Below are 25,573 nucleotides of genomic sequence, written 5' to 3' on the forward strand. Positions count from 1 at the left end.
CGTATGGCAGGATCGGAAAACCGAACTCGGTTCTAGTGGAGGCTGGCATGGCGGTTTCAGGGGCTGGCGCGACGATCCCGCTGGCGGACATCGACCTGTCCGACATGGCGTTCTGGGAGCGGCCGATGGCCGAGCGCGAGGCGGCCTTCGCCGTGCTCCGCGCCCAGCCGGGCCCGGTCCGCTTCCCCGAGCCGGACATCGGCTTCGCCCCTGCCGGGCCCGGTTACTACGCGCTGGTACGGCACGCCGACATCGTCGAGGCCAGCCGGAACCCGGAGATCTTCTGCTCGGGCCGGAGCTCGACGAGCATCCACGACCTCCCCGCCGAGTTCAACGAGTACTTCGGCTCGATGATCAACATGGACGACCCCCGGCACGCGCGGCTGCGCCGGATCGTCTCCCGGGCCTTCACGCCCAAGATGATCAAGCAGTTCGAGGACGACGTCCAGGCCGAGGCCACCCGGATCGTCGACGACCTCATCGCCAAGGGCCCCGGCTGCGACTTCGTCACCGAGGTGGCCGCCAAGCTCCCCTTGAAGATCATCTGCGACATGATGGGCATCCCCGAGGAGCACTACCAGACGGTCTTCGACGCCTCCAACGTCATCCTCTCCGGCGGCGATCCCGAGTTCATCGAGGACGTCAGCCGCGCCGCCGAACTGCTCCTGGGAGCCGGGCAGCGCCTGCAGGACCTGGTCATCTCCCTGGCCGGCGCGGACGGCGCCGGCGACGACACCCTCATCGCCGCGCTGACCCGGGCCAACATCGACGGCGAGAAGCTGACGATGCAGGAACTGGGCTCGTTCTTCATCCTGCTGGTGGTGGCGGGCAACGAGACCACCCGCAACGCCATCTCGCACGGACTGCACCTGTTCACCGAGAACCCCGACCAGCGCGAGCTGCTGCTGGCCGACTTCGACGGCCGCGCGGCCGGGGCGGTCGAGGAGATCGTCCGGCTGGCCTCCCCGGTCGCCTGGATGCGCCGTACGGTCACCCGCGACCACGAGATGAACGGCACCCGCTACCGCGAGGGCGACAAGGTGGTGCTCTACTACTGGGCCGCCAACCGGGACGAGGCCGTCTTCACCGACCCCTACCGCTTCGACATCCTGCGGACCGAGGGGCCGCACGTGGGTTTCGGCGGGCCCGGACCGCACTTCTGCCTCGGCGCCCACCTGGCCCGCCGCGAGATCACCGTGATGTTCCGCGAGCTGTTCACCCGGTTGCCCCGGATCCGCTCCGTCGGCGAGCCCGCCCGGCTGCGCTCCAGCTTCATCAACGGCATCAAGCGCATGGGCTGTGACTTCTGACGCGACTTCTGGCCGGGCTCTCCGGCGGCGGGACTCCGGCCCGGCGCTGACGGGCGCCGGGCCCGGAAGCGCCGGGGCGGGCGCGCTCCTTCGCGCGTCCCGCCCGCACGCTCAGCCGGTGGTCGTCTTGATCGACTTGAAGACGGTGTTCACGTCGGGCAGCAGTTCCTTCGCGCTGTCCGGCACCGACATGTAGACGATCGCGGGCAGGTCGGCGCCGGTGCTCACGGCCGCCACGACGACGGTGGTCCTGTCGGTGCCCGACGTGACCTCGTAGGCGGCGAGCTGGGCCGGGAGACCGCCGATCGAGAGGGTCTGCTGGGCGGTCTTGCTGGCCTTGTTGTCTTCGGGGAAGAACTTGTTGCGCGCGGAGTTCGCCACGGCGTTGATCACCGGAGCGAGGTTCTCCGGCGAGGTGTAGTACTTCTTCAGCCGGGGCGAGAGCGGTCCCGACATCACCTGGGCGTACTGGTTCTTCCCGGTGGAGTCCTGGCCCGCGGGGGCGTACTGGCGGGTGTTGAAGCCGTACGTCGTCGGTACCGCCGGCCGGGTGTCCTGCCGCCAGGGCGCACCGAGCCTGGCGACGGTGAGAGCCGTGCCGGCGTCGGTGACGGTGCCGGCGACCGGCGAGGCGTCACCCTCGTAGCGCGGCAGTCTGCCGATCTTCTTCTTCGGCTTGCTGCTCGCCTTGGGCGTGGCGGCGGGCTTGGTCCCGGCGGCCGGGTCGCTCTCCTCGGCGGAGGCCAGCGGCCCGGCCAGGAAGGCCCACAGCAGCACGCCGACCAGCGCGATCACCGCCGACCCGGCGAGCGCGAAGACCCAGACCGGCTTGCCGGGTTCGTCGAACCCGTCGTCGTCGCCGATGGCCTGGTAGTTGTCGCCGAAGACGGTGTTCCACAGCTCCTGCTGGCGCTCCGGCGGCGGGGTCTTGGGCCCGCTGATCTGGCCCGCGGTGACGAACGGACGATTGGGGTCGGACGGGTCGCGGCTGAGGTGGCCGCCCGGCGGGACCGGCTGGCCCTGCTGCGGCTGGCCCTGCTGCGGGTAGCCCTGCTGTGGCCCGCCGGGATGCGCCGATGCGTGACCGTTGGGCGCGGGCTGCGGAGGCTGGGGATGGCCCTGTCCCGGTCCGCCGGGGTGGACGAGGCCCTGCTGCGCGGAGCCGTACGGGCCGCCGGGCAGTTCGTTGCCCGGGTGGGAGTGGCCGGGGTGGGAGTCGGCCGGGTGGGAGTGGCCGGGGTGGAAGTCGGCCGGGTGGGAGTGGCCGTTGCCGCCGGGCTGCCCTCCGTTGTCGCGCGGGGCCGCGTCGGGGGAGGCGGGGGCGCCGAACGTGGCGGTCCTGGCGAACGGGTCGACCTGGGCAGGGGGGTCGGTCCTGGCGAACGGGTCGGCCTGGACGGACGGGCCCGGCCGGGCGAAGGGGTCGGCCTGGGTCAGGGGGTCGGGCCGGGCGAAGGGGTCGGCCTGAGTGAACGGGTCGGGGGCCGTGCCCCACCCGCCGTTCTCCGCGACGGGAGCCGCGGGGGCGGGCGGCCAGGTGCCGAGGCTCTCCCGAGGCTGGGCGTCCTGCCGGGGCCCGTCGCCGCCCTGCGGGCCGGGAGCGCCGCCTTGCGTGGCGGCGAGGGTCTCGAAGGCCTGCTGCCACGAGCCGTTTCCGGGCACGGAGGCCTTCCAGGAGGTGTTGCCCGCGGGAGGCTCCTCCGGGGGAAGGGGAAGCCGGGGGCCCGTGCCGCCGAGGCCGAGCGGGTCGTTCGCCCAGGCCGGTGGAGGCTCGGGGGTTTCCGCCCATGCCGGAGGCAGGTGGGGCTGGCTGGAATGCTCCGAGGCCATGGGTTCCTTACCTCCCGTATGGGTGCCCGAATTGGGGGTATTGGGCATGCTCTCATGTGAAGCGGGGGAGTCCGCAGGGAAACGGGAGAACGCTCCCCTGAACTGGAGTCCAGTGGGATCGGTCGGAGGGTCCTGCATCGGCAGGCTCGCCTCCGTGGGATCCGGGCCCTGTCCCGGCCCTGCTGAGTGTGCCACGGTGAAAAGGGTAAACGGGATGGACGTATGGGGTCACAACCGATCTACCGTTAGGGCTTTTCGGCGCCCCTGACGCGGCGCCCCCGCCATTGTGCCGTCCCGGGCTCGCCGGTGTCCCGGATTCACCCGATCGTCCCTCCACACGGTTCAAGAAAAGAGTTGGGGACTGCGATAGGCTTTGGTTATGCGTGCCGCGACCCTGCTGCTTACCGGGCCGCATCGGCCTTCCCGGCGCTGAGCGCCTCGCCGATGCGGCTGCCCTTCGCGTGAGCGGAGGGTTTTTCTATTGGGGCGGATGGCTGAGATCATCTGCGCGGACGGACACCGAGGGAAGAAACGTGAGCGAGCGAGCGGACATGCAGAGCGACGAGCAGCACTACGACCCGCAGGCCCTGCAGGTCAAGTGGGGACGCAGGTGGGAGGAGCTGAACCCCTTCCAGGCCTCCGGGGATCCCGCCGACACCCGCGAGAAGCGCTACATGCTCGACATGTTCTCCTATCCTTCGGGCGACCTGCACATGGGGCACGCCGAGGCGTTCGGCCTGGGCGACGTCGTCGCGCGCTACTGGGTGCAGAAGGGCTACAACGTCCTGCACCCGGTCGGCTGGGACTCCTTCGGCCTGCCGGCGGAGAACGCCGCGATCAAGCGCAACGCGCACCCGGCCGAGTGGACCTACGCCAACATCGAGACCCAGGCCGCCTCCTTCAAGCGGTACGCGGTCTCCTTCGACTGGTCGACCCGCCTGCACACCAGCGACGCCGGCTACTACAAGTGGACCCAGTGGCTGTTCCTGCGCTTCTTCGAGCGCGGTCTGGCCTACCGCAAGGGCGGCCTGGTCAACTGGTGTCCCAACGACCAGACCGTGCTGGCCAACGAGCAGGTCGTCGGCGGCAGGTGCGAGCGCTGCGGCGCCGAGGTGGTCCGTCGCGAGCTGACCCAGTGGTACTTCAAGATCACTGAGTACGCCGACCGGCTGCTGGACGACATGCCCCAGCTGGAAGGCGGCTGGCCGGAGCGCGTGCTGAGCATGCAGCGCAACTGGATCGGCCGCTCCCAGGGCGCCGACGTCGACTTCGCGATCGAGGGCCGCGACGAGCCGGTCACCGTCTACACCACCCGCCCCGACACGCTGTACGGCGCGACCTTCTTCGTGGTCGCCCCGGACGCCCCGCTGGCCGCCGAGCTCGTCTCCGACGAGCAGCGGGCGGCCTTCGAGAAGTACCGGGCCGAGGTCGCCAAGCTGAGCGACATCGACCGGCTGTCCACCGAGAAGGAGAAGACCGGCGTCTTCCTGGGCCGGTACGCCATCAACCCGGTCAACGGCGAGCGCATGCCGGTCTGGGCCGCCGACTACGTGCTGTCCGACTACGGCCACGGCGCCATCATGGCCGTGCCCGCGCACGACCAGCGCGACCTGGACTTCGCCCGCGCCTTCGACCTGCCGGTTCGGGTCGTCGTGCACACCGGCCTGGCCGACCCGGGCGAGACCGGCGTGGCCACCTCCGGCGACGGCGCCCTGGTCAACTCCGGCCCGCTGGACGGCCTGGACAAGGCCTCCGCGATCCGGAAGATCACCGAGATCCTGAGCGAGCGGGGCACCGGCAAGGCGGCGGTCAACTACCGGCTGCGCGACTGGCTGCTGTCCCGTCAGCGCTTCTGGGGCTGCCCCATCCCGATCATCCACTGCCCCGGCTGCGGCGAGGTCCCCGTCCCGGACGAGCAGCTGCCGGTCACCCTGCCCGATCTGCGCGGTGAGGCCCTGGCGCCCAAGGGCGTCTCCCCGCTGGCCTCGGCCGAGGACTGGGTCAACGTGTCCTGCCCCAAGTGCGGCGGCGCCGCCAGGCGCGACACCGACACCATGGACACCTTCGTCGACTCCTCGTGGTACTACCTGCGCTATGTCGACCCGGACTACGAGGGCGGCCCGTTCGACGTCGAGAAGGTCCGCCAGTGGGGCCCGATCGACCAGTACGTCGGCGGTGTCGAGCACGCCATCCTGCACCTGCTGTACTCCCGGTTCTTCACCAAGGTCCTGCACGACATGGGCATGGTGGACTTCACCGAGCCGTTCACCCGCCTGATGAACCAGGGCCAGGTCATCAACCAGGGCAAGGCGATGTCCAAGTCCCTGGGCAACGGCGTGGACCTGGGCCAGCAGATCGACGCCTTCGGCGTGGACGCCGTCCGGCTGACCATGGTCTTCGCCGGGCCGCCCGAGGACGACATCGACTGGGCCGACGTCTCGCCCGCCGCCTCGCAGAAGTTCCTGGCCCGCGCCTTCCGCGTCATGGCGGAGGCCGGGGCGGCGTCCACCCCCGGGGCGGACTTCGCCACCGGTGACCTGAACCTGCGCAAGACGGTCCACAAGACCATCGACGAGGTCACCAAGCTGGTCGAGGGCCACCGGTTCAACGTCGCGGTGGCCCGCATGATGGAGCTGACCAACGCGGTCCGCAAGGCCATCGACTCCGGTCCCGGCGCGGCCGACCCGGCCGTCCGCGAGGGCGCCGAGGCCCTGGCCGTCATGCTGTCGCTGGTCGCGCCGTACGCCGCGGAGGAGGGCTGGGAGCGCCTGGGCCACCCCGCCTCGGTCGCCACCGCCGGCTGGCCGGTCGCCGAGGAAGCCCTGCTGGTCGAGGATTCCGTCACCTGCGTCGTGCAGGTCGCGGGGAAGGTCCGCGACCGGCTGGAGGTCTCCCCGGACATCTCCGAAGCGGACCTGAAGGCTCTGGCGCTGGCCTCCGAGCGGGTCCGGGGCTTCCTGTCCGAGACCCCGCGCAAGGTCATCGTCCGCGCGCCGAAGCTGGTCAACATCGTCCCCTAGCGGGAAAGGGGCGCGCCGGGTCACGACCCGGCGCGCCCCTTCGCTTAGGGTTCGCCCATGCGAGGTATGGGTGGCGTGAGCGCGTTCCTGGCAGCCGCGGTGCTGGTCCTGCCGGGCTGCTCGGGCGGTGACGGGTCCCGGCCCACGGCCGGCTCGGGACTCCGCGCGGCGATGGCGGAGGTCTCCGGGGACGGACCCGCCGCCCTGCACTTCGAGTACGGCGACATGGCCCACTGGCGCGAGCTCGGCGTCGTCACCGGCCAGGGGCCGGGACAGGACAAGACCTGGCTCCCCGCCGTGGGATACGGGCTGGGCGAGCTCTCCAGGGCGGGGCGGCTGCTGACCGAGAAGACGGGCATCGCCCCGTACGCCGCCGACCACGCCGTCTCGATCGGAGTGCCGCCGGACACGGCGGTCCGCGTCGACGGGGGTGTCGACGCCGGGACCGTCGAGGACAAGCTGACCGGGCTGGGCGGGAGGCCCGGGAAGGTGGGCGAGCACGACGGCCTCTCGCTCGCCGACGACCACGCCCTCGATCCGCAGGGGCCGTTGATCGAGCTCGGCCTGCTGAACCAGTTCAACAAGGCCGTCGTCACCGGCTCCACGGTCGCCGTGGGAACGGCCGCCGCACCCGTCTCCGCCGCGCTCGGCGGGACCAGGTCCCTCGCGGAGGTCCCTTCGCACGCCGCCGTCGCGGACTGCCTCGGCGACGTCGTCACCGCGACCGTCACCGTGCCGGGGGACTCCCGGACGGTCGCCCTCTACGGGGTCGGGCTCCGCCGTCCCGCCGCTCCCGGCGACACCGCGGTCAACGTGATCTGCGTGGTGCCCAAGAGCGGCGCGATCCCCTCGGTGCGGCAGGCATTCACCACCGGGCTCACCACGGAGGCCTCCACCACCCAGGGGAAGCCGTACGGAGGGCTGGCGAAGGAGATCACGCATGACGAGGTGGTGAACGGTGACGTCACGGTCCTGCGTGCCACCCTCACCCTGACATCGGGTACGTCGGTCACCTTCGCGCACCAGATGCTGGCCCGCGGTGAACTCGACGGGGTCGCCGGCTCCGGCGACCCCGTGAACCTCCTGACGCCCACCCCGGCACCGAGCTCCTGAGAGTCGCGCCGTCGGCGGGCGCGGGAGCCGTCTCGGCGGGTCCCGCCGGGGCGGAGAGGGCGGTCAGGGAGAGACCGTCACGGACGGGAGGCCTTCACCGCCCGCGAGATCCGGTCGAGGATCTCGGACAGGACCGGGCCGGAGGTGGCGAAGTTCAGCCGGGCGAAGTCCTCACCGCCCGGGCCGAACAGGGGGCCGGGACTGAGCAGCACTCTGGCCTCGCGTTCGAGGAACGCGGCGGGCTCCCCCTCCAGCGCGAGTCCGGACAGGTCCAGCCAGGCTAGGTAGGTGGCGTCGGGGACGCGGTAGCCGACTCCCTCGGGGAGCCGCTCGGCGATCAGGTGGCGGTTGCGGTCGAGCACCGCCCGCGCCTCCTCCAGCCAGTCGTCGCTGCTCTGCCAGGCCGCCACCGTCGCCTCGACCCCGAAGACGTGGGCCGCGCCGTACAGGTGGGTGGGCTGGGCGGCCAGGGCCGTGCGCAGGGCGGGCGAGCCGACGTGGGCCACCGAGCAGCGGATGCCGCCCAGGTTGAACGCCTTGGTGGCGGAGGTGAGCGTGACGGTCCGCTCGGGCAGCAGGGCGGCGAAGGGGATGTGCTCGCCGGGGGTGTGGACCAGGTCGGCGTGGATCTCATCGGAGATCACCAGCAGGTCGTGGCGCTCGGCCAGCTCGGCCAGGCCGGTCAGTTCCTCGCGGGTGAAGGCGCGGCCGGTCGGGTTCTGGGGGTTGACCAGCAGCAGCACGCGGCAGCGGCCCCCGGCGAGCCGTGCGGCCAGCGCCTCGGGGTCGAACCCCCAGGAGCCGCCGGCGGGCTCCATCGGGATCGGCAGCGCCGGCCGGTTCATCTCGGTCAGCGTGCCGAGGAAGGGAGGGTAGGCCGGGACGTGCACGGCCACCTCGTCACCGGGGCGGGTGGCGACGTGCAGGATGACCTGGAGGGCCTGGTTGATGTCGCTGAAGGACCGCACGTGGCCGGGGTCGGGGCGCCAGCCGTACCGGCCCTCCATCCGTGCGGCGAAGGTCTCGGCCAGCGGGCCGGCGCCGGGGCGGTCGAGCCAGACCGGGTACCCGAGGTCGCCGTGGGCCCGGCGGGTCAGGGCCTCACGTACCGCGGGGGCGACCGGGAAGTCCATGTCGGCGATCCAGGCGGGGATCACACCGGGCGCGGGCTGGGACCATTTCACTCCGTCCCGGGCGGTCAGGGTCTCCAGTGTCAGCGCGTTCAGGCCAGATGTCTCGGTCACCGCCCCAGCCTAATCGGGGCGGTGACCGATGTATCAGGAGATATCGGGCCTACCGGTGGATATCCGGATAGGTCAACCGAGGCCGTTCTTCATCGCGCCGATCAGCTCACCGTTGGCGGTGTCGCCGCTCAGCTCCCAGAAGAAGGCGCCGCCCAGCCCCTGGTTCTTGGAGTAGCCCATTTTCCCGCCGATGGTGGCCGGGGTGTCGTAGCTCCACCACTGGGTGCCGCAGTGGGCGTAGGCCGTACCGGCGACCGTGCCGGTGGCGGGGCACCTGGTCTTGAGGACCTTGTAGTCCTCGATGCCCTGCTCGTAGGTGCCGGGGGCGGGGCCGGTCGCGGTGCCGCCCGGGGCGGCCTGGGTCACGCCGGTCCAGCCGCGGCCGTAGAAGCCGATGCCCAGCAGCAGCTTGCTCGCCGGGACGCCCTTGCCCTTCAGCTTCTGGATGGCGGCGTCGGAGTTGAAGCCCTCGTGCGGGATGCCGTTGTAGGAGGTGAGGGGGGAGTGCGGAGCGGTCGGGCCCTGCGCGGCCCAGGCGCCGAAGTAGTCGTAGGTCATGACGTTGTACCAGTCGAGGTACTGGGCGGCGCCGCCGTAGTCGGCCGCGTCGATCTTGCCGCCGGAGCTGCCGTCGGCCGTGATGGCGGCGGTGACCAGGTTGCCGGAGCCGAAGCGGGCCCGCAGCGCCGACATCAGAGTCTTGAAGGAGGAGAAGCCGCTGGTGTCGCAGGTGAGGCCGCAGGCGTTGGGGTACTCCCAGTCGATGTCGATGCCGTCGAACACGTCGGCCCAGCGCGGGTCCTCGACCAGCCGATAGCAGGACTCGGCGAAGGCCGCGGGGTTGGCCGCCGCCTGGCCGAATCCGCCGGACCAGGTCCAGCCGCCGAAGGAGTACAGGATCTTGATGTTCGGGTAGGCCTTCTTCAGCTTGCGGAGCTGGTTGAAGTTGCCGCGCAGCGGCTGGTCCCAGGTGTCGGCGACGCCGTCGACGCTCTGGTCGGCGGTGTAGGCCTTCTCATAGTCGGCGAAGCCGTCGCCGATGGTGCACCGGCCGCCCTGGACGTTGCCGAAGGCGTAGTTGATGTGGGTCAACTTGGACGCCGAGCCGCTGGTCACGATGTTCTTGACGTGGTAGTTGCGGCCGTAGACGCCCCAGTTGGTGAAGTAGCCCAGCAGCTTGTTCCCGCCGGTGCCGCCCTCCTTGGTGGTGACCTTCAGTTCGTTGCCCGGTCCGGAGCGGTTCCCGGCGGCGTCGCGGGCCCTGACGGTGTAGGCGTACGCGGTCGCGGGCGTCAGGCCGGTGTCGGTGTGGCCGGTGCCGGTGACGGTGGTGACGAGGGTGCCGCCTCGGTAGATCTCGTAGCCGGTGACGCCGACGTTGTCGGTGGAGGCGTCCCAGGCCAGCTCGGCGGTGGTGGCGGTGACGGTCCCGGCGCGCAGGTTGCGCGGGACGGTCGGCGCCTCGGTGTCACCGCCGTCGCCCTTCGTGGTGACCTTCAGCTCGTTGCTCGGCCCGGAGCGCTGGCCGGCGGTGTCACGGGCGCGGACGGTGTAGGTGTACGCGGTCGCGGGCGTCAGGCCGGTGTCGGTGTGGCCGGTGCCGGTGACGGTGGTGACGAGGGTGCCGCCTCGGTAGATCTCGTAGCCGGTGACGCCGCGGTCGTCGGTGGAGGCGTCCCAGGCCAGCTCGGCGGTGGTGGCGGTGACGGTCCCGGCGCGCAGGCCGCCCGGGACGGTGGGCGGGGTGTCCTCACCGCTCGCGCCGGTCACCGAGATCGCCGAGACGGTCGCGTAGTTGGCCCCGCCGTTCATGTTGAACTGCACGTCGAGGGCACCGTCGGTGACCGTCACCGGGAAGGTCTTGTCACAGGCGGTCAGCCTGCCGCAGGCGGCGAAGATGTCGAAGGCGGTCAGGGCGTTGGCGCCCTCGGCCCGGACGTCGAACTTGCGCTGGCCCGCTGCGTTGGCCCAGTCCTCGACCATCTTCAACGTCACCTGGTAGGTGCCGTTGGGGATGTCGAAGCGGTAGCCGCCCCAGCCGTTGAAGGTGTTGTAGCTCTGGTAGAGGGAGTCGTCGGTGGTGCCGGCGATCGGGCTGCCGGTCGTGTTCGTTCCGTAGCTGGTCTGGTAGCCCCAGTCGCCGCTGGTGTAAGCCTTGTCGGCGGACCACTGGACGCCCGCGCCGTCGGTGACGGCCGCGCCGCCCGAGTTGGCCCGGATCGGCACGGCGGCGGCGCCGTGTGCTCCCGGTGCCATGGCGACGGCTGCGCCGAGAGGGAGCAGCATGGCTCCCGTCGCGGCTAAGAGTTTCAGGACGAGTCTGTTGCGCACGAACGTTACCTCTCTACCTGCACGGGGGGATTAAATTAATAAGAAGCTTTCCTATTAATTTGGGGTGAACGTATCCCTGCCACCAGACCCGGTCAAGGTGCGAAATTTCGGGGGTCAAACGGGGATTTCAGGAGGGCGGCCAGTGCCAGGCGATGCCGAGCGTTCCGGAGGAGACGTCGCAGGCCGACAGGTGCACGGTGTGGTGGACGTTCGGTACCAGGGTCGCGGTTCGGAGGATCTCGCCGTCCGGGCTGCGGCGGCTGTAGGAGTAGCAGTCTGCCGGGAGCGCCGCAGGGTCGAATCGCACCTCGACCAGGAACTGGCCCACCGGGCGGCGGAAGCCGTACTCGTGGCCGGTGCAGGGAGCGGGCGGGTGATCGCGGGCTTCCCACTCGAAGACCCAGGTCTCCCCCCTGCGCAGCACCTGCTCGAAAAGGAGCTCCGCGACCGGTGCCGGCTCCCGCCGGACCTCGCCCAGCCGGCAGTTCTCCAGCGGGAGGATCTCGCGGGCGCCGGAAGCCGGCCCGGGATCGGTGAACGGGCCGGCCAGGTAGCGGTCCACCCCGTGCCGGTGCGCCCTGATCAGGGTGCGCGCCCACACCGAGATGCGGCGCCCGGCGGCGTCGAGGGTCACCTTCTGGTGCTGGCTGATGACGGTTACGTCCCGCGCGCGAGGCCCGGGTCCCCCGGAGCGCCCGGCCGGCCCGGGGTCGTTCCGGAGCAGGCCCGTCAGCGCCTGCTCCGGAACGCCGAGGACGCCCTCCAGGGCCGTGACCACCGCCATCGACCGCTCGCTGCCAGGGCGCCGCTGTCCCCGCTGCCAGTCGCTCAGCGTGGACAGCGCGACCGTCAGCCCGCGCTTGGCGAGCCGGGTCCGGATCCGGTCGAGGGAGAGTCCGCTCTCCCGGATGCAGGCCCGGAGTGCGAGGTGGAACGGGCCGGAGCGGAGCAGGGTGTCACGGTCACCGATCGGTTCGGGGGTCCGGCGCGGCATGAGGGCGCTCCTGTGATCGCGTCTGTCACGCGGCGCCTGAACCCTCGCGTTCCCGCCCCTCGTCCGGGAACGCGTGCCGGCCGCGCTCTGTGCGGGAGTGAGCGTAGGCCGTTTCGGGACACAAGGAAAGATCGTTTCTTCACCGGCCGCCGGGATCGCGGACATGCCGGAAGGGCGGGACCCGCTCGCGGGTCCCGCCCTTCCGGTGCGGTCGTCTCGACGCATGACGACATCCGGTGGTACGGCGCACGCCGTGCCACCGGGTGGAGCTTTCGGTGCCGGCCGGGTCAGAGCCTGCGCAGGACCGCCACGACCTTGCCCAGGACGGTGGCCTCGTCACCCGGGATGGGGTCGTAGTTGGGGTTGTGCGGGACGAGCCAGACGTGGCCGTCCTTCCGCTTGAAGGTCTTGACCGTGGCCTCTCCGTCGATCATCGCCGCGACGATGTCGCCGCTGTCGGCCACCGGCTGCTGGCGGACGACCACCCAGTCGCCGTCGGCGATCGCCGCCTCGATCATCGAGTCACCGGCCACCTGGAGCAGGAAGAGGGTGCCCTCGCCCACGAGCTGCCTGGGCAGGGCGAAGACGTCTTCCACGCTCTCCTCGGCGAGGATCGGGCCGCCGGCGGCGATCCGGCCGACCAGCGGCACGTAGGCCGCGGTCGGGCGGCTGACCGGTGCCTCGTCCGTGGTGGCGTCGGGATCCACCCACAGCACCGGCTCGCCCGGCAGACGGACCTCGAGCGCCCGGGGGCGGTGCGGGTCGCGCCGCAGGTAGCCCTTGCGCTGCAACGCGGTCAACTGGTGCGAAACGCTGGAGGTGCTGGTGAGCTGCACCGCCTCGCCGATCTCGCGCATCGACGGCGGATAGCCGCGCTGCTGCACCGAGTCGCGGATCACCTCAAGGATCTTGCGCTGCCTGGGGGTGAGGCCAAGGGAGTCACGTCTGCGCACCGCCAGATCACTGACGGGCGCGCCGTTCTCTTTCTGCTCGCTCATGCGATCTCCTTGCCTCCCGGTCCGTATTCCTCATGTCGCACACAGCGACCGTACTCCCGTCGAAGATCATCTTCAAACAATTGTTCGAGTTGTCCTCGAAATCGGTGGCGGCGTGGTGTACAACATCGTACGGGAGTTCGATCGACATCGTGTTCGATTCGCCGATCTTTCTTCGACCTGTGTTCGGTCGGGCCGGAGGGATGGGGGCCGTGGTGAAGGCGACCGCTCAGACGCGACGATCCCGGAGAGTGTCCGCCGGACGGCCCGGACCCGCGGGGAACACCCGATATCCTGGTGCGCCCCTCCGGCTCACCCGCAGGGGGCGGATCGTGGTGCTGGCCCTGCTCGTCCTGGTCACCCTCGGGCTGCTCTGGATCGCCTCGCGTGTCGACGCGGCCTCGGTGACCGGGCGCGAGGGCCGGGAGGGCCCGCCGTGGGTGATGGTGCGCGAAGGCGACACCCCCTGGGAGGTCGCCTTCGCGATGGCCCCGGAGGGCGGCCCCGCCGTGACCGTTCACCGGATCGCGGCCGTCAGCGGCCTGCCCGCCTCCGTGATCCGGTCCGGAGACCGGCTCCGCCTGCCGGCCGGACCGGCGGACTGAGCGCACCCGCCGGTGCGGGCCGGCGAGTGCCGTGCCGGAGCGGCCGCGGGCGCGGCGGGCGTCCGGGAGGGGTGCCGGAAGGGGCGACACGCCCGGCCGGGACGAGTTCGGAGCGCTGATCAGCGACTTCGGCGGGGACCCCCCGTCTAACTTGCGTTCATGGTCGTGCACTTCTACGGTTGGACCACAACATCTAGTGGCTTTATCGGTGCACTCCACCACAAATTGTGTTTCTGCTACCGCACCTCGATTGTCGGGGGTGTGCGCGAGCGTCCCCGCGTGGGCACTCTGGGACACATGGTGCAGGTGAGCCGACCGGTGGACCAGGGAGGCGACGCGCATGCACTGTCCGTTCTGCCGCCACCCGGACACGCGGGTCATCGACAGCCGCTCCACCGAGGACGGCGGGGCGATCCGCCGCAGGCGCACGTGCCCTGAGTGCGGGCGCCGGTTCACCACGCAGGAGACGGTGCTGCTGATGGTGAGCAAGCGCAGCGGGGTGACCGAGCCGTTCTCCCGGGACAAGGTGATCGCCGGCGTCCGGCGGGCCTGCCAGGGACGGCCGGTCAGCGAGGACTCCCTGGCCCAGCTCGGCCAGCGGGTCGAGGAGGGCATCCGGGGGACGGGGGCTGCGGAGATCCCCGCCCACGAGGTCGGCCTGGCCATCCTGGGCCCGCTCCGCGAACTGGACGAGGTGGCCTATCTCCGCTTCGCCTCGGTCTACCGAGGGTTCGAGACGCTGGCCGACTTCGAGGCCGAGATCGAGCAGTTGCGGGCGGAGCGTTCCGCCAAGCAGGACTGAAGAAGTCAATCCCCGGGCGCCGGGGGACGAACAGCGGCGCGTTGATGTGGTCCGGATCGTGGGCTCGTTCGAGTCCCAGAAGGGGGAAGTCATGACGGAGACGGTCAGCGGCACGGCGGCGCGCGGAGGCAAGCGCCCGCGCAAGGGGCTGAAGATGAAGCGCATCTTCACCACCGCCGGTGTGCATCCGTACGACGAGGTGCGCTGGGAGCGCCGTGACGTCGTCATGACCAACTGGCGCGACGGCTCGGTCAACTTCGAGCAGCGCGGCGTGGAGTTCCCCGCCTCCTGGTCGGTCAACGCCGCCAACATCGTCACCACCAAGTACTTCCGCGGCGCGGTCGGCACCCCGCAGCGCGAGTGGAGCCTCAAGCAGCTCGTCGACCGCGTGGTGGGCGTCTACACCCGCACCGCCGTCGAGCATGGTTACTTCGCGACCGACGAGGACGCCGAGATCTTCGACCACGAGCTCAAGCACGCCCTGGTCAACCAGGTCTTCAGCTTCAACTCCCCGGTCTGGTTCAACGTCGGCACCGCCTCGCCCCAGCAGGTCAGCGCGTGCTTCATCCTGGCCGTCGACGACCAGATGGAGTCCATCCTCGACTGGTACAAGGAAGAGGGTGTGATCTTCAAGGGCGGTTCCGGCTCCGGAGTGAACCTCTCCCGGATCCGCTCCTCCAAGGAGCTGCTCTCCAGCGGCGGCACGGCCAGCGGCCCGGTCTCCTTCATGCGCGGCGCGGACGCCTCCGCGGGCACCATCAAGTCGGGCGGCGCCACCCGCCGCGCCGCCAAGATGGTCGTCCTCGACGTCGACCATCCCGACATCGAGGAGTTCATCCAGGCCAAGGCGCGCGAGGAGGACAAGGTCCGCGCCCTGCGCGACGCCGGGTTCGACATGGACCTCGGCGGCAAGGACATCGTCTCCGTCCAGTACCAGAACGCCAACAACTCCGTGCGCGTCTCCGACGAGTTCATGCGCGCGGTGGAGAACGGCGAGGAGTTCGGCCTGCGCGCCCGGCTGTCCGGCGAGGTCATCGAGAAGGTCGACGCCCGCGAGCTGTTCCGCAAGATGGCGACCGCCGCCTGGGAGTGCGCCGATCCCGGCGTGCAGTACGACGACACGATCAACGACTGGCACACCAGCCCCGAGACGGGCCGCATCACCGCCAGCAACCCGTGCTCGGAGTACCTCCACCTGGACAACTCCTCCTGCAACCTGGCCAGCATCAACCTGATGAAGTTCCTGAAGGACGACAACACCTTCGACATCGAGAACTTCGTGAAGGTCACCGAGCTGATCATCACCGCGATGGACGCCTCCATCACCTTCGCCGACTTCCCGACCGAGAAGATCGGCGAGACCACCCGCGCCTACCGCCAGCTCGGCATCGGCTACGCCAACCTCGGCGCGCTGCTCATGGCCACCGGCCACGCCTACGACTCCGACGGCGGGCGAGCCATCGCCGGGGCGATCACCTCGCTGATGACCGGTGCCTCCTACCGCCGCAGCGCCGAGCTGGCCGGGGTCGTGGGGCCGTACGACGGCTACGCCCGCAACGCCGAGGCGCACAAGCGCGTCATGCGCAAGCACGCCGCAGCCAACGACGCCCTGCGCACGCTGGACGCCATAGACGGAGCCGTCCACGCCGAGGCCTCCCTGCAGTGGGCGGAGTGCCTCAAGCTGGGAGAGAAGAACGGCTACCGCAACGCCCAGGCCTCGCTGCTGGCGCCCACCGGCACCATCGGCCTGATGATGGACTGCGACACCACCGGCATCGAGCCCGACCTGGCGCTGGTCAAGTTCAAGAAGCTCGTCGGCGGCGGCTCCATGCAGATCGTCAACCAGACGATCCCGCGGGCGCTCAAGCAGCTCGGCTACCAGGAAGAGCAGATCGAGGCGATCGTCGAGTTCATCGCCGAGCACGGCCACGTCGTCGACGCTCCCGGTCTGCGGCGCGAGCACTACGAGGTCTTCGACTGCGCCATGGGCGAGCGGGCCATCGCCCCGATGGGCCACGTCCGCATGATGGCCGCCGCGCAGCCGTTCCTGTCGGGCGCGATCAGCAAGACGGTCAACCTGCCCGAGTCCGCGACGGTCGAGGACATCGAGCAGGTCTACATGGAGGGCTGGAAGCTCGGCCTGAAGGCCCTGGCCGTCTACCGTGACAACTGCAAGGTGGGCCAGCCGCTCTCGGCCGCCGGCAAGAAGACCGACGACAAGGCCGAGGAGAAGGCCGAGGACGCGGAGCCGGAGGTCCGGGTGGTGGAGATCAGCCGCCCGACCCGCCGCCGGATGCCGAACCAGCGGCCCAGCACCACCACCCGCTTCACCGTGGGCGGCGCCAAGGGCTACATGACCGCCTCCTCCTACCCCGACGACGGCGTGGGCGAGGTCTTCCTGAAGATGTCCAAGCAGGGCTCGACCCTCGCGGGCGTCATGGACGCCTTCTCCGTGGCGATCTCCATCGGGCTGCAGTACGGCGTGCCGCTGGAGACCTACGTCAGCAAGTTCGTCAACATGCGCTTCGACCCGGCGGGCATGACCGACGACCCGGACATCCGCATGGCCGCCTCGGTGATGGACTACATCTTCCGCCGGCTGGCCCTGGACCACCTGCCCTACGACGAGCGCGCCGCCCTCGGCATCTTCTCCGCCGCCGAGCGCGCCGCCCAGCAGCGGGGCGAGGACCCGGCCGTCGTCCACAACGACGAGGTCATCGCCGAGCTGGCCACCTCGGCCCCGATCGAGAAGCCCCGGGCCGAGGGCAGGGCCGAGCTCCTGCCGGAGCCGGTGCGCGGCGGCTCCCTGGAGTCCCACCAGGGCCGCACCGCCGACGCCCCGCTCTGCATGACCTGCGGCACGAAGATGCGCCCGGCCGGAAGCTGCTACGTCTGCGAGGGCTGCGGCTCCACCAGCGGCTGCAGCTGATCTCGGTCACCGGTGGCTCTGCACCGGTTGCTCAAGGCAGGGAACCGGGTGAAGGTCCGGTTCCCTGCCTGTGCCGTCTGCGGCCTGGGGGACCTCACCTCGGTGGCGGCGAGTCGTCCGCCGGTGTCCGGACGGTGCGGCGGCGAACCGGCAGGCCGGTGATCGGGCGTCACGTCTCCTCGGGGTCCCGCCCGAGCACGGCCCGCTGCGCCGGATGCGATGGGAACGGCTCATGCCCATCTCCCCGCCGCGGCCGAAAGCCGTCACCCTCTCCTGCCGATCACAGGCGTCGAGCCGCAGGGGCGTCCCCCCGGAGGACGGGCCGCCCCGAGGCGCTGCGCGGGGCGGCCGTCGGCCGGCCTAGAGCCAGTGGTTGTCGTGGCGGAGGAAGAACTCCGCCAGTTCCTCCTCGCCGGGACGGCCGGAGACGGCGAACTCGGCGAGTCCCTCGAAGTAGCCCTCCCTGGGCGCCCCGGGGGAGAAGTGCAGGAGCATGGAGGCGGGCTCGCCCGACTCGTTGCGGAAGCCGTGGATCCCGCCCTCGGGGACGTGGACGAAATCTCCCGGGACCGTGTCGATCCAGCGGTCGCCGTTGAAGATCTTCACTGTCCCGGACAGGATGAAGAACGACTCGGAGAGCGACCGGTGGAAGTGGGGCCCGGGACCGGACGGCTCCGGTCCCATGTTCCACCGGTAGAGGCCGAACTTCCCGCCGGTGGAGGCGCCCGTCGCCAGATAGTCCACCGTGTTTCCGCTCTGATAGGTCAGGTCGGGCTCGTGGCCCGCGGGGCGGAAGGTCGCACTGACCTCGCCTTTGTCCCCGAAATAGCTCGGTTCCGGATATGTCATGATCTTTACCTTACGTGCCTGACCTCCGGGGGCGGCGAGGGGCTACGGCGCGAGCCGCTCCAGGAGCTTGGCGACCCGCTCGACGTCGGCCTCGGTGGTGCGCCAGTTGCTGAAGGCGGCGCGGAGGGCGGGAATCCCGTCGTAGACGGTCGGGGTGAGGAACGCCTCGCCGGACTCGATGATCGCGCCGACGAGCTCCCCGGCCCGCTCGGGTGCGTCGGCCAGGGTGAAGCAGACCACGTTGAGCCGGACCGGGGCCAGCAGCCGGTAGGCGGGCAGTGCGGCGATCCGCTCGCCGAGCAGCGCGGCGAGGGCGATGTCGCGCCGGACGATCTCCGCATGGCCCTCGCGCCCGTAGGCGGCGAGGGTGAACCACGCCGGTACGGCGTGCAGCCGCCGGGAGTTCTCCGGAGTCAGGTGCACCGGCTCGGGGTCGTCGCCGAGCGGGCCGAGGTACGCGGCGGCGGAGTTGGCGAAGATCCGGGCCTGCAGGTCGCGGCGGCGGGTGAACTGCACCGCGCTGCTGTAGGGGACGTTCAGCCACTTGTGCAGGTCCACGCAGACCGAGTCCGCCTCGCCGAGCCCGTCGACGAGGTGGGCGTGGTCGGGGGAGAGCGCGGCGAAGGCGCCGAAGGCGGCGTCCACGTGCAGCCAGAAGGGGTACCGCTCGCGCAGGGCGGCGATGGCGCGCAGGTCGTCGAAGTCGACGGTGTTCACCGTGCCGGCGTTGGCGACCACGATCGCGGGCCTCCCGCCGAGCTCCTCCAGCGCCTCCTCCAGCCGCGCCACGTCGACGGCCTCGCGGCCGGGCAGGAGGTCGACGCGCCGCATCGCCGAGCGTCCCAGCCCGAGCAGGGACAGGGCCTTGCCGACGCTGGAGTGCGGGCTTCCGGAGAGCACGGTGACCGGGCCGAGCGCGGCGACGCCCTGCTCGGCCACCGGGATCCCGTTGCGCTCGCCCAGCCACTCCCGCGCGATGGCCAGACCGGCGGCGTTCGACATGGTGGCGCCGCTGACCAGCGTGCCCTCGTGCTCCGGAGGCAGGCCGAACAGCTCGCGCAGCCAGGCGACGGTCTCCCGCTCCAGGTCGGGGGCGGTGGAGTCGATGCCGGAGGTCGGGTTCTGGTCGAGGGCGCCGGTCAGCCAGTCGCCCGCCAGCGAGGCGGGGGTGGCGCCGCCGGTCACGAAGCCCAGGTAGCGGGGGCCGGGACTGGCCGCGAAGCCGGGCTCCCAGCGCTCGGCGAACGCCTCCGTCGCCCCCTTGGCCCCGACGCCCTCCACGGGCAGGGGAGCGGGCGCCCGCCGTACCGGCGTCCGGGCGACCGGTCGGTCGCTCAGGCCGGCGAGGAGCCGTACGGCGTAGGCCCGCGTCTCGTCGAGCAGTTCGGGCAGGCGTGCGAGGTCGTCATCGAGGAGTGGATGCATGCGCCCACCGTAGGCACCCGGCGGATTTCCGTCTCCGGCCAATCAGCCGGAATGGCCTGATTCATGGTGCTGTCCCGTCGGGGGCGTCACCGGTCACGGACTCGCCGGGGTTCGGGAAGAACGGGCGGTGACCCAGCGGCGGCCGATCTCCTCCTCGGCGGGAGGCGGGCCCGGCAAGGGCTCGGCCGAGGTCAGGCGGAGGGAGTCCAGTGCCAGGGCCAGGTAGCGGTGCCTGAGCTCCATCGTGCGCTCCTCGTCGCCGAGGTGGACGGCGGTGATCTGCTCGAGGATCATCGACAGGTCGGTGACCTCCAGGCCGGGGCGGAGCACCCCGGCGTCCCCGGCCCGCTCGAAGATCCGCCGGGTCAGCTCCATGGCGTAGGCCGACTCGCGGAAGAGCTCCTCGTCCGGAGCGAAGGTCCCGGCCAGGTTGACGGTGAGGGAATGGGTGTCGGCGTCGACGATGCGGCGCATGAAGCGGGCGAAGACGGCCCACGGGTCACCCTCGTCGGCGAGCGCCGCCTCCGCCTCGGCCGTGTAGCGTTTCAGCCCGTCGGAGCAGAGCTTGCGCAGCAGGATCTCCTTGCTGGCGTAGCGGCGGTAGAGCGCGCTGATGCCCACTCCGGCCCGCTCCGCCACGGCCGAGACCGGCGCGCCGGGGTCGGCGACGAAGACGGCGCGGGCCGCCTGGAGGATCGTCTGGTCGTTGCGGGCGGCCTGGGCCTTCCGGCCGTTCATCGGGGTCTGGGGCGTTGACTCCATGCTGCCAGTGTAGCTCATGGAACATAATGTTCCGTTCTACGATTGGCCTCATTCCGGACGCCTCTGTCACGCTGGGCGCGTGATTGATGAGTTCGAAGCCCACCGGGCGAGGATGTTCGGCCTGGCCTACCGGATGCTCGGCTCCGCGGCCGAGGCCGAGGACGTCGTCCAGGACGCCTGCCTGCGCTGGATCGGCACCGAGCCGGGCAGCGTCGCAGCCCCCGGCGCCTGGCTCGCCAAGGTGGTCACGAACCTCTGCCTCAACCGGCTGACCGCCGCCCGCGCCACCCGCGAGAGCTACGTCGGCACCTGGCTTCCCGAACCCGTGCCGACCGACGCCCTCGGCCCGCTGGAGACCGCCGAGCAGCGCGACTCCGTCTCCATGGCCTTCCTGGTCCTGCTGGAGCGGCTCACCCCGGCCGAACGCGCCGTTTTCGTGCTGCGCGAGGCGTTCGCGTACGGCTACCGCGAGATCGCCGACGTGCTCGACCTCTCCGAGGCCGGTTGCCGCCAGCTCTACCACCGGGGGCGGCAGCGGATCGGCGAGCCCCGCAGGTTCGACGCCCCCGGCGAACAGCGCCGCACGATCGTGGAGCGCTTCCTGTGGGCCGCGCAGAGCGGGGACCTGAAAGGGCTGGAGAAGGTCCTCGCCGCCGACGTGGTCGCCTGGGCCGACGGCGGCGGCAGGGTCAGCGCGGCGCTGCGGCCCGTCCTGGGCAGGGAGAAGGTCATCCGGTACGTGGCCGGGGTCGTGGCCAAGTTCGGCGAGGGCGTCGAGGCGCGCTACGTCGAGGCCAACGGCCAGGACGCGATCGTCGGACTGCTGGGCGGGCAGGTCGTCACGGTCTTCGTGGTGGAGGTCGCCGACGGGATGGTCGTCGGCCTGCGGAGCGTGCTCAACCCCGACAAGCTGTCCCGGTTCGCGGAGCTCGCGGGTTCGTGAGACCCGGTCCCGGAAAACTTCCCCGTGAGATTGTCACGTTCGGGTGAGCTCGCCGGTTCTCAGTGGCATGACAGAGAACACCGCAGAGACCACCACAGAGAACACCGCAGGGGACATCCTCGTCACCGGCGGCACCGGCACCCTCGGCCGCCACGTCGTGGACCGGCTCGCGGCGGCCGGTCGCCCCGTCCGGGTGCTCAGCCGCACGCGCGGGCCGTACATCGGTGACCTGAGCACCGGAGCGGGCCTGGCGGAGGCCCTCGACGGCGTGCGGACCGTCGTCCACCTGGCCAGCGACCCCCTCAAGCGCGGGGCCGACGTGGAGGGCGCCCGGAGGCTGATCGCCGCGGCGGCCGGGGGGACGCACCTGGTCTACATCTCGATCGTCGGCGTCGACCGGCACCCCTACTCCTACTACCGGGCGAAGTACGAGGTCGAGACCATGATCGAGCGCTCCGGTCTGCCGTACACGATCCTGCGCGCCGTTCAGTTCCACGACCTGGTCCTGTCCGCCGCGCGGGCGCTGGCCAGGCTGCCGATCGTGCCCGTCCCGGCCGGAATGAGCTTCCAGCCGGTCGAGGCCGGCGAGGTCGCCGCGCGCCTGGCCGAACTGGCGCTGGGCGAGCCCGCCGGACGGGTGCCCGACATGGGCGGTCCGGAGATCCTCGGTGCGGCCGAGATCGCTCGGATCTACCTGGGCTCGGCCGGGAGGCGGCGGCCCGTGCTGCCGGTCCCGATCCCCGGCAGGGTCGCCGCCGCCTTCCGGCGGGGCGTGCACCTGGCCCCCGCCCACCGCGACGGCCGGACCACCTTCGCGCGGTTCCTGGTCGCGTCCTCGGAGCGCTCGGGATACGCGGGGGCGGACCGATGAGCGCGGGGCGGGACGCGGTGCGATCGGATCGGGGACAGTCGGGACGGCCGGAGGGCGCCGGAGGCCGGGGGGTACGGCCGGGCCGGGTGCCGACCTGGTTCCGGGCGGGACTGATCTACCTGGCGGTCACCGAGCTCGTGGTCGGGGCGTGGGCGCTGATCTCCCCGGCCGGGTTCTACGAGGGTTTCCCGTTCCCGGGACGCCGGTGGGTGGCGATGCTGCCGCCGTACAACGAGCATCTGCTGCTCGACTTCGGCGGCCTCAACCTGGGGTTCGGGATGATGCTGGCGGTGGCGGCCGTGGCGCCGGAACGCCTGCTGGTGCGCACGGTGCTCGCCGGGTACCTGGCGTTCGCGACCCCCCACCTCGCCTTCCACCTGGGACATCTCGGGCACTTCGCGGCGGTGGACGCGATCGGCCAGGCGGTCACGCTCTCGCTCGCCGTGGCGCTCCCGCTCGCCCTGCTGACCTGGGACCTTGCCAAGAATAAGAAGACCGGTCTACTTTTAACGCATGGGTCGGAAAGGTGAGGAGACACGCGGGCGCCTGCTGGACGCGACGCGGGACCTGATCGAGACCGGCGGGTACTTCGGGGCCGGACTGAATCAGGTGGTCGCGGCCAGCGGGGCGCCGCGCGGCTCGCTCTACTTCCACTTCCCCGGGGGCAAGGATCAGCTCGTCGGAGAGTCGGTGCGGCGGGCGGGCCGCGAGATCGGCGAGGCCGTCCGCGAGCTGGCGGAGGCCGCGCCCGACGCGGAGAGCCTGGTCGCCGGGGTGCTGGGGCTGCTCGGCGACCGGCTGGAGACGTCCGGGTGGCGCAAGGGCTGCCCGGTGGCCACGGTCGCCCTGGAGATGGCGGCCACGAGCGACCCGCTGCACGAGGTCTGCTCGGAGGTCTACGGCTCCTGGGAGGGCGCGTTGCGCGACCGGCTGGCCGCCGACGGGCACCCCGACCCCGCCGACACCGCCGTCACCGTCCTCGCCCTGGTCGAGGGAGCCCTGCTGCTGGCCAGGGCGCACCGGAGCAGGGAGCCGCTCGACCGCGTCACCCGCCGGATCTCGGCACTGCTGTAGGGCGGCTCGTCGCGGCGAGCCGTCCCGGCCACCGGCCCTCCTCCCGGAGGGCCTGTTTTCCGGCCAATTAATATGTAGACCGATCTGTTATTCACAAGGAGATCACATGACCCCCGACTCCATCGTCTTCGGCGCGGCCGGGTTCGTCGGCCGTTCCCTGGTCGCCGAGCTGCTCCGGCGGGGGCGCCGGGTCGCCGCCGCCGTCCGGGGGCCGGAGGAGCGGCTCACCTCCTGGCTCGCCGGGCAGGAGGTGGACGCGGCCGGACTGACCGTCGTCGCCTCGGACGTCACCGTGCCGGGTCTCGGCCTCGCGGGGCTGGACGGGGTGCGCGACGTCTACAACGCCGCCGCCCGCTTCGCCTTCGGGCTGAGCGTCGAGGAGGCGCGGCTCGCCAACGTCACCGGCGCGGTCAACGTGGCCGACTGGGCCGCCGCCCGTCCCGGCCTGCGCCGCCTGGTCCACGTCAGCGGCTACCGGGTGAGCGACGCGGAGCCGGACTACGGGGCGCTCGGCGCCTACGAGGCGTCCAAGGCCGAGGGGGACGCGGCGGTCCGCCGCCGGGCTCGCGAGCTGGGCGTCCCCCTGACGGTCGTCAACCCCGCCACGGTGATCGGCCCCGGCCAGTTCATCGGCCTGGCCTCGCTGGTCCACGATCTCTGGCACGGGCGGCTCCCGGTCCTCCCCGGAGGCTCCGGCGTCTTCCTGCCGGTCGTGGACATCGACTACTTCGCCCGTTTCATGGCCGCGGTGCCCGAGCACGAGGAGACCGCGGGCCGGGCCTACTGGGTGCTCGACGACGCGACGCCCGAGCTGCCGGAGCTGGTCGCCCTGCTCGCAGGCCACCTGGGCGTGCGCGCGCCGCGCCGGTCGATCCCGGTCGGGCTGGTGCGGAGGCTGCCCCGCGCACTGACCGGAGCCGATCCGGAGACGCTGTCGTTCATGTCGGCCGACCGCTACGACACCGCGCCGGCGCTGGCCTTCGCGCGGCGGGCGGGGCTGCACATGCCACCGGTCGGCGAGGCGCTCCGGCGCTGGGCCGACGAGCTGGTGGCCGCCCGGTTCGGTGCCGCGCCCAACGGACGCGGGTCGTACGGGGCCGGTGGGAAGCCGGTGAGCCGGGTGGAGGGCCCGGTGCGGCCGTACGGCTTCCGCGACGTCGCCGGAGTACGGACCTGGGTGACCGGCGCGCCCGAGACCCCCCGGTACGTGCTGCTCCACGGGCTGCCGCTGGACGCCGACTCGTGGGCGGAGGTGGCCGCACGGCTCGACGCCCCGGTGCTCGCTCCCGACCTGCCCGGACTCGGCCGATCGGCCCCGTTGCCCGCAGGCCGTCCGGCATCCGCCTCCGGCGGGACGGACGGGTGGCTGGCCGGCCTGCTCCGCCCGGTCATCACCCGCCCGCTGCTCGTGGGCCACTCGGCCGGCTGCGGTCCCGCGCTCCGGTACGCCGTCGCCCACCCGGACCGGATCGCCGGGCTCGTGCTGGTCGCCCCGGCGTTCCTTCAGGAGCCGGCAGGGTGGTTCTCCCGGTCGCGGCTCGCCGCCCCCGCACTGCGCCGCATGTCGCGGGAGCGGCTGGGGAGGGGCCTCGGCGTCCCGCCGGGCGCGCCGGCGGACCTGAGCCGCCCGGGAGCGGCGCGGCGGGTGCTCGCGTCGATGCGGACGGCCCATGCCGACGGGCGGGAGCTCCGCCCGCTGCTCGACCGCGTCGAGGTGCCGGTGACGCTCGTCGCGGGGTCGGGCGACCCGCTCGCGGTGGACCGCCCGGCGGTCCTGATCGGCGGGGCCGGGCACTATCCGCAGCTCACCCATCCCGGTGAGCTCGCCGAGGTGCTCTCCGGAGCGCGCGCGGGCGTCCGGGGCGCGGGACGGTCCTGAGGGAACGGGCCGCGGAGATCGCGGCCGACGGGGTCTCCGGGAGACCGGGGTCAGGCGGCGGGGGCGGGTCCGCCCGGACGCGGGAAGCGGATGACGTTGCGGCCGGTGTAGGCGCGCAGATCGACGACCTTGGTGTCGCCGGGGGCTCTACGGCGTGTCACGGAGCGGATGTCCCGGATCTTGATCCTTGCAACATATGGTGGGACGACCACAAGTCTCTTCATTGAGCCCCCCGGCGTGATGGTTCCGTTATATGGAATATGCATATAACCGCGTAAGGCTGCCGTAAAGATCCCGTCAGTAGGGCAGCCGGCGGCCCGACGGGGACCGCAGATCCAGGTCGGGAACTCGGATGGGACGGCGGCCCTGCGGCCGGGCGGTCCTGATGCGTCTCATGATCTTGCCCCCTCTCCTTGCCGTCACTGTGCGCTGCGGCACTTGACGCTCGGTTGGCGCTCGCTTGAACCTGACTTTTCCCTGGGGTTCATGCGCGCCAACCTATAGGGGCGACGCGTCCGGGTTCAATAGGTTTGGTGACTCTGGGAATCCGCATTTATACGGGTGGTAGCGGAATTCTCTGGATGGTAAGGTTTCCGG

19 protein-coding genes are annotated in these 25,573 nt (G+C 71.5%); 11 read left to right on the forward strand and 8 right to left on the reverse strand.

Features of this window, described 5'->3' with window-relative positions:
* Nucleotides 1-47 precede the first annotated feature (47 nt).
* Complete coding sequence (locus HS041_RS22640; RefSeq protein ID WP_196442819.1) at nt 48-1,310, forward strand: cytochrome P450; 1,263 nt, start codon at nt 48-50, stop codon at nt 1,308-1,310.
* A gap of 111 nt (nt 1,311-1,421) precedes the next feature.
* On the opposite strand, the gene HS041_RS22645 is transcribed toward HS041_RS22640, so the two are convergent.
* Nucleotides 1,422-3,140, reverse strand: coding sequence for a hypothetical protein (locus tag HS041_RS22645; RefSeq protein ID WP_196442820.1), 1,719 nt, complete (start codon nt 3,138-3,140; stop codon nt 1,422-1,424).
* Between the two features lie 551 nt (nt 3,141-3,691).
* Here HS041_RS22645 and leuS point away from each other — a divergent pair.
* Both leuS and HS041_RS22655 read left to right on the forward strand, forming a co-directional pair.
* On the forward strand, nt 3,692-6,160 hold the full coding sequence (leuS, locus tag HS041_RS22650; protein WP_196443501.1) for a leucine--tRNA ligase: 2,469 nt from the start codon (nt 3,692-3,694) through the stop codon (nt 6,158-6,160).
* Nucleotides 6,161-6,217: 57 nt separating this feature from the next.
* Nucleotides 6,218-7,273, forward strand: coding sequence for a hypothetical protein (locus HS041_RS22655; protein ID WP_196442821.1), 1,056 nt, complete (start codon nt 6,218-6,220; stop codon nt 7,271-7,273).
* Nucleotides 7,274-7,350: 77 nt separating this feature from the next.
* On the opposite strand, the gene HS041_RS22660 is transcribed toward HS041_RS22655, so the two are convergent.
* The 4 genes from HS041_RS22660 to lexA form a co-directional block, all read right to left on the reverse strand.
* The gene (locus HS041_RS22660; RefSeq protein ID WP_307845419.1) at nt 7,351-8,517 is read right to left on the reverse strand and encodes a MalY/PatB family protein; all 1,167 of its coding nucleotides are present in this window, start codon (nt 8,515-8,517) and stop codon (nt 7,351-7,353) included.
* Nucleotides 8,518-8,589: 72 nt separating this feature from the next.
* Nucleotides 8,590-10,803 carry a glycosyl hydrolase family 18 protein gene (locus tag HS041_RS22665; RefSeq protein ID WP_230879635.1) on the reverse strand — a complete coding sequence of 738 codons (2,214 nt, stop codon included), beginning with the start codon at nt 10,801-10,803 and terminating at the stop codon, nt 8,590-8,592.
* A 172-nt stretch (nt 10,804-10,975) separates the two neighbouring features.
* Nucleotides 10,976-11,842: a helix-turn-helix domain-containing protein gene (locus HS041_RS22670; protein ID WP_196442823.1), complete on the reverse strand. Its 867-nt coding sequence runs from the start codon at nt 11,840-11,842 to the stop codon at nt 10,976-10,978.
* Nucleotides 11,843-12,129: 287 nt separating this feature from the next.
* Nucleotides 12,130-12,840, reverse strand: a complete 711-nt coding sequence (gene lexA / locus HS041_RS22675; protein ID WP_230879559.1) for a transcriptional repressor LexA — start codon at nt 12,838-12,840, stop codon at nt 12,130-12,132.
* A gap of 329 nt (nt 12,841-13,169) precedes the next feature.
* Here lexA and HS041_RS22680 point away from each other — a divergent pair, with 329 nt between their 5' ends.
* From HS041_RS22680 to HS041_RS22690, 3 genes are all read left to right on the forward strand, one after another.
* Nucleotides 13,170-13,442 (forward strand): LysM peptidoglycan-binding domain-containing protein, encoded by a 273-nt coding sequence (locus HS041_RS22680; protein ID WP_196442824.1) that lies wholly within the window; start codon nt 13,170-13,172, stop codon nt 13,440-13,442.
* Nucleotides 13,443-13,782: 340 nt separating this feature from the next.
* Nucleotides 13,783-14,244 (forward strand): transcriptional regulator NrdR, encoded by a 462-nt coding sequence (nrdR, locus tag HS041_RS22685; RefSeq protein ID WP_196442825.1) that lies wholly within the window; start codon nt 13,783-13,785, stop codon nt 14,242-14,244.
* 91 nt (nt 14,245-14,335) lie between these two features.
* Nucleotides 14,336-17,173, forward strand: coding sequence for a vitamin B12-dependent ribonucleotide reductase (locus tag HS041_RS22690; protein ID WP_196442826.1), 2,838 nt, complete (start codon nt 14,336-14,338; stop codon nt 17,171-17,173).
* Between the two features lie 360 nt (nt 17,174-17,533).
* Here HS041_RS22690 and HS041_RS22695 read toward each other — a convergent pair whose 3' ends face one another.
* From HS041_RS22695 to HS041_RS22705, 3 genes are all read right to left on the reverse strand, one after another.
* Nucleotides 17,534-18,022, reverse strand: coding sequence for a cupin domain-containing protein (locus HS041_RS22695; RefSeq protein ID WP_196442827.1), 489 nt, complete (start codon nt 18,020-18,022; stop codon nt 17,534-17,536).
* Between the two features lie 42 nt (nt 18,023-18,064).
* On the reverse strand, nt 18,065-19,447 hold the full coding sequence (locus HS041_RS22700; RefSeq protein ID WP_196442828.1) for a pyridoxal phosphate-dependent decarboxylase family protein: 1,383 nt from the start codon (nt 19,445-19,447) through the stop codon (nt 18,065-18,067).
* 93 nt (nt 19,448-19,540) lie between these two features.
* On the reverse strand, nt 19,541-20,209 hold the full coding sequence (locus HS041_RS22705; RefSeq protein WP_230879560.1) for a TetR/AcrR family transcriptional regulator: 669 nt from the start codon (nt 20,207-20,209) through the stop codon (nt 19,541-19,543).
* Nucleotides 20,210-20,288: 79 nt separating this feature from the next.
* Between HS041_RS22705 and HS041_RS22710 the strand changes: the two genes are divergently transcribed.
* The 5 genes from HS041_RS22710 (at nt 20,289) to HS041_RS22730 (ending at nt 24,976) form a co-directional block, all read left to right on the forward strand.
* Nucleotides 20,289-21,152 carry an RNA polymerase sigma-70 factor gene (locus HS041_RS22710; protein ID WP_307845420.1) on the forward strand — a complete coding sequence of 288 codons (864 nt, stop codon included), beginning with the start codon at nt 20,289-20,291 and terminating at the stop codon, nt 21,150-21,152.
* Nucleotides 21,153-21,219: 67 nt separating this feature from the next.
* A complete protein-coding gene (locus HS041_RS22715) occupies nt 21,220-22,023 on the forward strand; it encodes an SDR family oxidoreductase (RefSeq protein ID WP_196442830.1) in 804 nt (267 codons plus the stop codon).
* A gap of 86 nt (nt 22,024-22,109) precedes the next feature.
* A complete protein-coding gene (locus tag HS041_RS22720) occupies nt 22,110-22,553 on the forward strand; it encodes a hypothetical protein (protein WP_196442831.1) in 444 nt (147 codons plus the stop codon).
* Nucleotides 22,537-23,097, forward strand: a complete 561-nt coding sequence (locus HS041_RS22725) for a TetR/AcrR family transcriptional regulator (protein WP_196442832.1) — start codon at nt 22,537-22,539, stop codon at nt 23,095-23,097. The genes HS041_RS22720 and HS041_RS22725 overlap by 17 nt, the downstream gene beginning before the upstream one ends.
* A 106-nt stretch (nt 23,098-23,203) precedes the next feature.
* Nucleotides 23,204-24,976 (forward strand): alpha/beta fold hydrolase, encoded by a 1,773-nt coding sequence (locus HS041_RS22730; RefSeq protein ID WP_196442833.1) that lies wholly within the window; start codon nt 23,204-23,206, stop codon nt 24,974-24,976.
* The last annotated feature ends 597 nt before the right edge of the window (nt 24,977-25,573 follow it).

The sequence above is a fragment of the Planomonospora sp. ID67723 genome (genome assembly GCF_015711605.1).
In the GTDB taxonomy this organism is placed as follows: Bacteria; Actinomycetota; Actinomycetes; order Streptosporangiales; family Streptosporangiaceae; genus Planomonospora_A.